The following is a 6,848-nucleotide window of genomic DNA, read 5'->3' on the forward strand; positions in this document are numbered from 1 at the left end:
GGTGCATTCGGTGGAATGGTGGCTGGCCAACGAATCCGATGCGCTCATCACCTGTTCCGCGTCGATGCAGGACGAAGTGACTACCCTCTACGGTCCGCAGCTCCCGCCGATCACGGTGATCCGCAACGGAATCGACCTCACCACCTGGAGCTTCCGCGAGCGCGCGCCGCGGTCCGGACCGCCGAAACTACTGTTCGTCGGCCGCCTCGAATACGAGAAGGGTGTGCAGGACGCCATCGCCGCGCTCCCCCGCATCCGCCGCAGCCACCCCGGGACCACGCTGTCGATCGCCGGTGAGGGCACCCAGTTCACCTGGCTCTACCAGCAGGCCCGCACCCATCGCGTCGCCCGTGCCGTGAACTTCCTCGGCAACCTCGACCACATCGAACTGCTCGGGTGGCTGCACGGCGCCGACGCCATCGTCCTGCCCAGCCGGTACGAGCCGTTCGGGATCATCGCACTCGAGGCCGCCGCCTCCGGCACCCCGCTCGTGGCGTCCACCGCCGGCGGCCTCGGTGAAGCGGTCGTCGACGGCGAGACCGGCATGTCGTTCCAGCCGGGCGACGTCGCCGGGCTCACGTCCGCGGTCCGGGAGGTCCTCGACGACCCGGCCGGCGCCCAGCAGCGCGCGGTGGCCGCCCGCGACCGTCTCACCGCGGATTTCGACTGGCACAAGGTGGCCGAGGACACCGTCCACGTCTACGCGGGCGCCAAGCGTCGCGTGCGGCACCCGTTGGCGAGGCCGGAGATTCCCGAGCGTCCGCTGCCCGGTCGCTGACGTGGCCCTCAGTCCGTGCGGGCCCATCGGATCCGGATCGGCCCCCGTGCCGATCGCGGATCCACCACGGCACCTTTCCGGGTGACCTCGACCTCCCCGGCGTCGGCCAGGCGCCGGGCGGCCTCCCGCACCGGTTCCATCAGGGGCCGCCAGTCGTCCGGGGCGACGGCGCGCGCGACGTCCGACGGGCAGATGCTCGCACTGTCGGCTCGGGCATCGAGGAGCGCCCGGATGCGCTCCTCGAGTTCCCTGTCCGACACGGCCATGACGCCGACTATGCCACCGCGGCGGTCAGTTCTCCTGCGCCGCCTTCTTCCGGGCGATGTCCTCGAGGGCGGCGATGTACTTCGCGCGTTCGGACGCGCCCGCCTCCCACTCGGCCTTGCGGTTCTTCACGGCCTTGGCTGGCGAACCGACGGCGATGCTGAAGTCCGGGATGTCACCCTTCACGACGGCATGCGCGCCGAGGACACAGCCTCGCCCCACCCGCGTGTTGCGGAGAACCGTGACCTTGGCCGCCACCCACGTGTCGGGTCCGATGCGGACCGGGCCCTTCACGATGCCCTGATCCTTGATCGGAACGTTCACGTCGTCCATGCGGTGATCGAAGTCGGTGATGTAGCACCAGTCCGCCACGAGCGTCGACGCGCCGATCTCGATGTCGAGGTACGTGTTGACGACGTTGTCCTTGCCGAAGACCACCTTGTCGCCGATGCGCAGCGAACCCTCGTGGCAGCGGATCGCATTGCCGTCGCCGATGTGTACCCAGCGGCCGATCTCGAGCCGCGACAGGTCGGGGGTCGAATGGATCTCCACCCGCTTGCCGAGGAACACCATGCCACGCAGGATCACGTGCGGGTTGGCCAGCTTGAACTTCGCGAGCCGGTAGTACCGCACCAGGTACCACGGCGTGTACGCCTTGTTCGCCAGCACCCAGCGCAGCGAGTCGCGTGTCAGGAAGCGGGCCTGCTCGCTGTCGCTCCGCCGGGATCCTCGCCACCTCGTACGCAACGGTGCGCCCCACATGCTCGTCATAGCCTGTCAGCCTACGTTCACGGCTCGCGCCCTCGTTCGGGTGTGTCCGGACTCCGACACCCGCATCGGGGTGTGCCGATCGGTGCAGCCTCGGCGGGATAGTCTCTGGGCCGAGCGTTATCGAAGACGAGGAGAAGTAATGCGGCGGGTCCTACGTTCGTCAGTACTGGCGCTGGCGACGATCTCGGCTGTCGTCCTCAGCGGCTGCAGCAGCGGAACGCAGGTCGACGACATCTTCTCCGCAGGCGGGTGGCCCGGCATGCACGCCGACGCCCGCAACAGCGACACCAGCCCCGTCACCGGTTCCCGCGACCTCTCCTTCGCCTGGTCGCGTCCGCTCGGCGGTCCGGTGGCGAATTACGCATCGGTGGCCGCCAGCGGCCAGATCTTCATCACGGCCCGCACCGAGAAGGGCTGCAACCTCTTCTCCTACCAGATGGACAGCGGCCGCAAACGCTGGTGCCGTCAGCTCGCGCCGGGTGTCGTGGCCTCCACGCCGATCGTCGACGGCGCCGCCAACGTGTACGTGGGCGAGAACGGTGCCATCAACTCGTTCAACGAGTACGGCCAGCTGCGTTGGCGCACACCGGTGGTCGGGACGCCGCTGTCGGCGCAGTTCACCGGCGACGGCAATCTCCTCTTCATCACCCAGCTCGGCCAGATCAACGTCGTGAACACGCAGACCGGTCAGAAGGTCGTGGCACCGTACGACCTCGTCCCACCGCCGTCCGTCGCCGAGGGCGCGAACGTCGACATCCTGCCCGACGACAAGGGTCTCAGCGGCTGCTTCTTCGGCGCACCCGACTGCCCGGTCGCAAACATGCCGGCGATCGACCTCGAGTCCGGCAAGTTCTACTTCACGTTCTTTGCGCCCGGCGCTCCCGCGGCGGAACTCGTCTCGATGAAGTACTCCGGCGGCGACAACCCCGCCATCACCCAGGAATGGTCCAGCGATGCGCTGCCGGGCGGTAGCGCGTCCAGCCCCGACTTGTCGGCCGACGGCTCCGTCGTCTACACCAACGACAACTGGGGCACGTTGTGGGCGATCGATTCCGCGACGGGTGATGCGAAGTGGAGCTACGACATCGGGTACGCCGCTGCCGGTAGCCCGTCGACGTCCGCGGACGGTCTGATCATCCCCGCCGGCGGACTCGACGGTCACCTCCTGGCGTTGCAGGACAAGGGCGATCACGCCGAACTGGTCTGGGAGCGGAAGGATCTGCTGCAGCTGGGCGTCCCGGCGCAGACAGCCGGGTCGACCGGTTACGCGGTGGTCCGCGAGGGTACGGACGGGCTGGCGATGCTCACGTTCGACACCGGGACCGGCGAAACCCTCGACCAGGAGACCCTGCCCGGGGCGAAGGGCTTCACGGTCGGCACGTCCGTCGGGCCGAAGGGTGAAGTCCTGACGCCGACACTGCTCGGGGAGCTGTTCGTCCTCCGCTGACCCGTGAGTACTTGTCAACGTCCGGCGGTTGAGAAGTACTCACGGGCGCGAAGCGCAGATGAACGCGACGCCTGCGCGGCCGATCCGCGTGATCACCACACTGAGCGAACGAGTTCCGCGCAACTTCAACTTCGGACGCAGGACCGCGGGATCGACGTCGACGCCGCGCACGAGGATTTCCGCCACCCCGCAGTCGTGGCGCGCCAGGTCCTGCCGCAGCGACTTCTCCGAATACTTCACCTGCTCGAGAATGCGGAAGCCCCGCACACCGTCCGGAACCGAATCGCCGGTGAGATAGGCGATCCGGGGATCCAGCTGCCACAGTCCGTGCCGGGCCGCGTAGTGCCGCACCAGGCCGGCACGCACGACGGCCCCGTCGGGGTCGACGATCCATTCCCCCGGCGCGCGTTCGGGGATGTCGTCGTCCTCGGCGTCCGTCACCGTCCACGCGCTGCCGTCGGAGCCGAGGACGCTCGCCCGGCGGGTGATACCGGCTCCGGACAGTCCCGGCGACCACAGGCACGCCTCCCGCACGCCGCCGTCGAGCGACACCACCTCCACCTCGCCGTCCCAGCCGAGCCGGTCGAAATCAAGTCCGGGAGCGCATTTCACCGCGAGATCCCGTCCGCGGTACGCGTCGATCAGATCCGGCAGCGGCGGCTCCAGCGCGGCCGGGTCGTGTGTTCGCCTGCCGCCGGACCGTCGCGCCGGATCCGCGAGCACGACGGTGCCGCGGGTGCACGGGACGAGCGCATCGGCGCGGACGACGGCCGCCGCGGGAACGTTGTGCTGCGCCATCAGGAGCCGGACCGGGTCGAGGTCGCTGCCGATCACCGTCGCGGCCGTCCCGACCACCGCGTCCAGTTCGGCGCCGATGGAGCACGTGACGTCGTGGACGTCCCGGTCCTTCAGCCGGATCGCACGATGCGCGGCGACCGCACGCGGCGTCGCCTGTTGCAGAGCGTCGTCCGTGAAGAACCAGTTTTCGGTGCCGGGAAGTTTGGCGGCTGCCTTCCGCCGCAACAGCACGGTCTCCACCAGCAATGCGACGTGTGAGCCGAAACGCGTACGCGCCCGGCCGATGTCGGCCAGGCGCGTAGACGTGGTCAATGCGAAGCCGTCCACTTCCGCGAGAGCGGCTGCCCCGTCCGGGCTCTGCAGGAACTCCACGTCCCCGGGAGTGAACGCATAGCCCAATTCAGTTGCCGGGCTTCACGCCGGTGATCATGACGTTGTAGAAGAATCCCCGCGGCACCACGTGCCGGAGAACCTTCTCGTCGACCCAGCTGAGCGTTTTCCATCCGGTGAACGCGAAACGCCCCCAGCCCCAGCCCAGCTTCTCCGGGGGTACGGCGGCCTCGAACGTGCGGACGGGCCAGCCGAGCAGAGCGGCGGCGAATTCCTCGGTGGCCGCGTGAACCTGCTCGGCGCCTGCCGACTTCGCGATCTTCTCGAGGTCGCCCGGATCGAACGTGTGGAGGTCGACGACGGCCTCGAGCGCAGCCGCGCGGGAGGACTCGTCCAGTTCCGCCTGCGGGCGACGCCAGTCGGCGAGGAACGGCAACTTGGTGACCCGGGTGGTGACCTCCCACGTCGCGCGGCCCAGCCAGCGGGCGTAGAAGTTGCCGATCGTGGTCGGCTCACCGGCGAAGACGAAACGCCCGCCCGGCTTCAGGACGCGCAGAACCTCGCGCAGAGACTGCTCCACGTCCGGGATGTGATGCAGGACCGCATGTCCCACGACGAGGTCGAACGTGTCGTCCTCGTACGGGATGGTTTCGGCGTCGGCGACACGGCCGTCGACGGACAATCCCAGGCCCTCGGCGTTGCGGAGGGCGACCTTCACCATGCCGGGCGACAGGTCGGTGACCGAACCGGTCTTCGCGACTCCACCCTGCATCAGGTTGAGGAGGAAGAATCCGGTGCCGCAGCCCAGTTCGAGCGCCCGCTCGTAGGGCAGCGGCTGATCGCCCGCGACGGCGTCGAAACGTCCGCGCGCGTAGTCGATGCACCGCTCGTCGTACGAGATCGACCACTTCTCGTCGTACGTCTCGGCTTCCCAGTCGTGGTAGAGCACCTGCGCGAGTTTGGTGTCCTTCAGCGCAGCCTCTACCTCTTCGGCGGTGGCGTGCGGATGAGGAGCTGGGTCGTCATGGGCGCTTGCAGTCATGCGGCAAATCCTACTCGCTGGTAAGAGTGAACAGGTTCTAGTTTCGGGCTCCAGACTACTCGCCCGTGAACCGAGCCTTACCTGGGCCGTTCTCGATGAACGATTCCATCCCGGTCGTGCGGTCCTGGGTGGCGAACAGCGAGGTGAACAGCTGACGCTCCACCGCGAGCCCTGTCGTGAGGTCGACGTCCAGCCCACGGTCGACGGCGGCCTTCGCCGCGGCGAGGGCGCGGCCCGCCCCCTTCGTGAACTGCGACGCCCAGGTGCGGGCCGCCTCGTACACGTCGTCCGGCGCCACGACCTCGTCGACCAACCCGATCGACAGGGCCTCCTCGGCGTCGACGAACCGGCCGGTGAACAGCAGATCCTTGGCCTTGGACGGTCCGATCAGCCGGGCGAGACGCTGGGTGCCGCCGCCGCCGGGAATGATGCCGAGCAGGATCTCCGGTACACCGAGCTTGGCATTGTCGCCCGCGATGCGCCGGTCCGCCGACAACGCGACCTCCAGGCCGCCGCCGAGCGCATACCCCGTGATGGCGGCGACGGTGGGCTTCGGGATCTCGGAGACCGCCGCGAGGTCGGACTGCAGGTCGCCGATCACGTCGGACATCTGCCCGAAGTTCATCTCGGACATTTCCTTCACGTCCGCGCCCGCAGCGAAGACCTTCTCGCCGCCGTAGACGATGACGGCCTTCACGTCGGCGTTGACGGTCGCCTCCCGCGCCGCTGCCCGCAACTCCTGCTGAACCTGACGGTTCAGGGCGTTCATCGGGGGGCGCGCGAGCCGGATCGTGCCGATGCCTTCGGATACCTCGAGAGTGACAAACTCAGCCATGAGGTAAAAGGCTACTTGTCTGCCTCCGACCCGGTTTCGCGGCCCGCCGCATCGCGATCAGTCGCGGGACGCCCACGGATGCGGACCGGCTTCGTAGTAGCCGTCCTGTCCCGGGAACTCCACGCGGAGTTGCTCCTCGTCCGTGATCAGCGTCGGCAGGATCACCGGGATCTCCGGCTCCGCGGCCAGCACCTCCGCGACCGAGCCGAACGCGCTGAGCGCCGTGAGCTGACTCCACGTCGGCGGCAGCAGGATGCTTCCGCCGCCCTGCCAGTGCTCGAGCGCCGCGGCCGGACTCTGCCACTGCACGTCCTCGGCCTCGGACGTCGCACCGTCCGCGATCTGGCCGTGCGGTGCGGCGGCGACGAAGAACCGCGTGTCGTAGCGGCGGCCCTCGCCGACCGGGGTGACCCAGTTGGCCCAGGGCCGCAGCAGATCGGCGCGCAGGACGAGGTTCTCGCGCTTCAGGAAGTCACTGAACGACAGTTCGCGTTTCTCGAGTTGTGTGCGGGACTGCGCGTAACGGGACGTGTCCGCGACGACCGTGTCCGCGCTCGGTCCCGCGAGGAGCACGCCGCATTCC

8 protein-coding genes are annotated in these 6,848 nt (G+C 68.6%); 2 read left to right on the plus strand and 6 right to left on the minus strand.

Annotated features, from left to right (window positions below):
- Nucleotides 1–778: glycosyltransferase family 4 protein (locus AC1D1G_RS39295; protein ID WP_477956294.1), on the plus strand; the 778-nt coding region annotated here is incomplete at its 5' end.
- Between the two features lie 8 nt (nucleotides 779–786).
- Here AC1D1G_RS39295 and AC1D1G_RS39300 read toward each other — a convergent pair.
- A complete protein-coding gene (locus tag AC1D1G_RS39300) occupies nucleotides 787–1,044 on the minus strand; it encodes a DUF3253 domain-containing protein (RefSeq protein WP_283354673.1) in 258 nt (85 codons plus the stop codon).
- Between the two features lie 25 nt (nucleotides 1,045–1,069).
- A complete protein-coding gene (locus AC1D1G_RS39305) occupies nucleotides 1,070–1,813 on the minus strand; it encodes an acyltransferase (protein ID WP_009479650.1) in 744 nt (247 codons plus the stop codon).
- 139 nt (nucleotides 1,814–1,952) lie between these two features.
- On the opposite strand from AC1D1G_RS39305, the gene AC1D1G_RS39310 reads away from it, so the two are divergent.
- A complete protein-coding gene (locus tag AC1D1G_RS39310; RefSeq protein ID WP_283334838.1) occupies nucleotides 1,953–3,260 on the plus strand; it encodes an outer membrane protein assembly factor BamB family protein in 1,308 nt (435 codons plus the stop codon).
- Between the two features lie 39 nt (nucleotides 3,261–3,299).
- Here AC1D1G_RS39310 and AC1D1G_RS39315 read toward each other — a convergent pair whose 3' ends face one another.
- The 4 genes from AC1D1G_RS39315 to AC1D1G_RS39330 form a co-directional block, all read right to left on the minus strand.
- Nucleotides 3,300–4,457, minus strand: a complete 1,158-nt coding sequence (locus AC1D1G_RS39315; RefSeq protein WP_280781705.1) for a THUMP-like domain-containing protein — start codon at nucleotides 4,455–4,457, stop codon at nucleotides 3,300–3,302.
- A 1-nt stretch (nucleotide 4,458) separates the two neighbouring features.
- Nucleotides 4,459–5,430, minus strand: a complete 972-nt coding sequence (locus AC1D1G_RS39320) for a class I SAM-dependent methyltransferase (protein WP_105413082.1) — start codon at nucleotides 5,428–5,430, stop codon at nucleotides 4,459–4,461.
- 55 nt (nucleotides 5,431–5,485) lie between these two features.
- Entirely contained in the window at nucleotides 5,486–6,265 is a 780-nt protein-coding gene (locus tag AC1D1G_RS39325) for an enoyl-CoA hydratase/isomerase family protein (protein WP_477956295.1), read from the minus strand.
- Between the two features lie 57 nt (nucleotides 6,266–6,322).
- Nucleotides 6,323–6,848, minus strand: a 526-nt coding sequence (locus tag AC1D1G_RS39330; RefSeq protein WP_477956296.1) for an NUDIX hydrolase, incomplete at its 5' end; no start/stop codon positions are given.

This window comes from Rhodococcus sp. P3_B8 (genome assembly GCF_056402775.1).

Bases quoted from the DNA above. Each gene is read 5' to 3' on its own strand.
- AC1D1G_RS39300 (WP_283354673.1), bottom strand. From the start codon at position 1,044: ATGGCCGTGTCGGACAGGGAACTCGAGGAGCGCATCCGGGCGCTCCTC.
- AC1D1G_RS39325 (WP_477956295.1), bottom strand. From the start codon at position 6,265: ATGGCTGAGTTTGTCACTCTCGAGGTATCCGAAGGCATCGGCACGATC.
- AC1D1G_RS39310 (WP_283334838.1), top strand. From the start codon at position 1,953: ATGCGGCGGGTCCTACGTTCGTCAGTACTGGCGCTGGCGACGATCTCG.
- AC1D1G_RS39305 (WP_009479650.1), bottom strand. From the start codon at position 1,813: ATGACGAGCATGTGGGGCGCACCGTTGCGTACGAGGTGGCGAGGATCC.
- AC1D1G_RS39320 (WP_105413082.1), bottom strand. From the start codon at position 5,430: ATGACTGCAAGCGCCCATGACGACCCAGCTCCTCATCCGCACGCCACC.